At 68.2% G+C, this 2,032-nt stretch carries 1 protein-coding gene; it reads right to left on the bottom strand.

Annotated elements, in window-relative coordinates:
* Positions 1-264 precede the first annotated feature (264 nt).
* A partial coding sequence (locus EOA29_RS34365) for an amidase (RefSeq protein WP_127222254.1) occupies positions 265-2,032 on the bottom strand: 1,768 nt, incomplete at its 5' end.

Genomic DNA, 2,032 nt, shown 5'->3' with positions numbered 1-2,032 from the left:
GGTCTGCGCGGCGGGGGCGGTATTTGGGGTTGTGGCGCTGGTGGTGGATTGGGTGAAATGAGGTGGCGCCGCCCTCACCTTCTCCCCTCGTGGGAGCAGGTGTCGCTGAAGGCGACGGATGAGGGTTCCAGAAGGAATGAGATGCAGAAATATTGAGCGATTTCAGAGCTTTACCTTTCAGCGCAGCGCTCCGTCCAACACCCCTCATCCGTCTCGGCGCTTCGCGCCGATCCACCTTCTCCCACAAGGGGAGAAGGTGAGGCGCTAGCCTATCCCGCCCGTCACCACATACGCCCCCGCCGCGCGCCCATCCGGCAGGCGCACGATGGCGGTGACGATCGAGCCGTAGGAGCCGCGCCAGACGCTGTGGAAGCCCTGATGCGTCGAGGCCGGCACGACGACCCTGCCGGTATAGCGGTTGCCGCTCGCCTGCATATGGACCGACTCGCCGTTGAGATGGACCTTGACGACGGCGACATCCGGTCCTGCCTCGCTTGCATCGATCTCCAGCGTGATCGCGATCTCGTCGGTGTCGCCGGCGCGGGTCGTCTCGGCAGTCAGCATTATCGTAAGCGGCACATCGCCAGCCGGACCCGGCGCGTCCCGGCCCTCCACAAACACATCGCCCGCCAACGGCGGCGTGCGCGGCGGGACGGTGCGGCGCTTCGTGGCGCGCTCGTAGTCGCCGGCGAAGCGCAGCAGCGCCGCGTCGTCATAGGCCTTGCCGGCAAAGGTCAGCCCGACCGGCATGCCGATATCGGCCATGGTGCCCATCGGCACCGTCACTGTCGGGATGCCGAGATGGCGCCAGACGAGATTGCCGTTGGCGACCCAGGTGCCGTTGCGCCAGGCGAGCGCGGCGGAGGTCTCGTTGACGTCGGCGTCGGCGGGCCCAACATCGGCGGCGGCCGGCAGCACCACAGCGTCGAGCCCGTTTGTGTCCAGCCAGTCCTCGAAATCGACGCGGCGCGTTGCCTCCAGCCCCTTCAGCCCCGCCTCGATGGTGGGAATTTTTTCGAGCGGCGTCACACCTCGCCTGGCGCGCTCGACATACTCCGCCAGATCGAAGCCGTCGTCGCCGTAGCGGTCGGGCAGCGCGCCCGGCGGCTGCGGGAAGATCTTTGGGCCGTCGACCGCGGCGAGATCGGGAAGGACCGGATCGGCATTGGCGCGCAAAAAGTCGTCCCAGGACCAGATGGAGAGATCCCAGATCTCGCGCTCGGCAAACGCCGCCGGCACCAACCCGCGATCGACCATGGAGCGCGCGCCCGGCCGGTCGCGCTCGTAATTCGAGACGACGGGAAGATCGACCTCGACCACTTCCGCGCCGAGCGCCTCCAGGTCGCGCGCCGCCTGTCGCCAGAGTTTTAGCACCGAGGCGCGGGTCTCGATCGGCCGGTCGGCGCCTTCGTCCCTGCCGATATACATTTTCGGCACGCCGAGCCGCTTGCCCTTGAGCACGCCTTGCAACGCCAGCCGCTTGTAGCTTGCCGGCCTGAATTCGGACGCCTTCGGGATCGGCACTGAGCGCTGTACCCGCCAGAAGTCGCCGCGCGTCTCTTCGTCGTCGGCGACGATGACGTCGAGCAGTTCGAGCATGTCGGGCATGCTGCGCGTATGCGGCACCACTACGTCCATTGTCGGCACCAGGGGCCAGTTGCCGCGCACCGAGATCACGCCGCGCGAGGGCGTGTAGGCGACGAGCGCGTTGTTGGAGGCCGGCGCGCGGCCGGACGACCAGGTCTCCTCACCGAGCCCGAAGGCGGCGAAGCTCGCCGCTGTCGCCGTGCCCGAGCCGTTGGACGAGCCGGAGGCGAAGGCGGCGGTGAGGTAGTCCGCATTGTATGGGCTCTCGGCGCGGCCATAGACGCCGCGCTGCATGCCGCCATTGGCCATCGGCGGCATGTTGGTGAGGCCGACGAGCACGGAGCCCGCGGCGCGCAGCCTGGCGATGGTGAAGGCGTCGTCGGTGGCGACTAGATGCTCGAAGGCCGGCGAGCCGGCGGCAACCGTCAGGCCCTTCGCCTTGTAG

This window comes from Mesorhizobium sp. M1E.F.Ca.ET.063.01.1.1 (assembly GCF_003998155.1).
Lineage (GTDB): Bacteria > Pseudomonadota > Alphaproteobacteria > Rhizobiales > Rhizobiaceae > Mesorhizobium.
The sequence above is the reverse complement of the archived record's forward strand: the minus strand, read 5'-3'. Positions and strand labels throughout refer to the sequence as shown.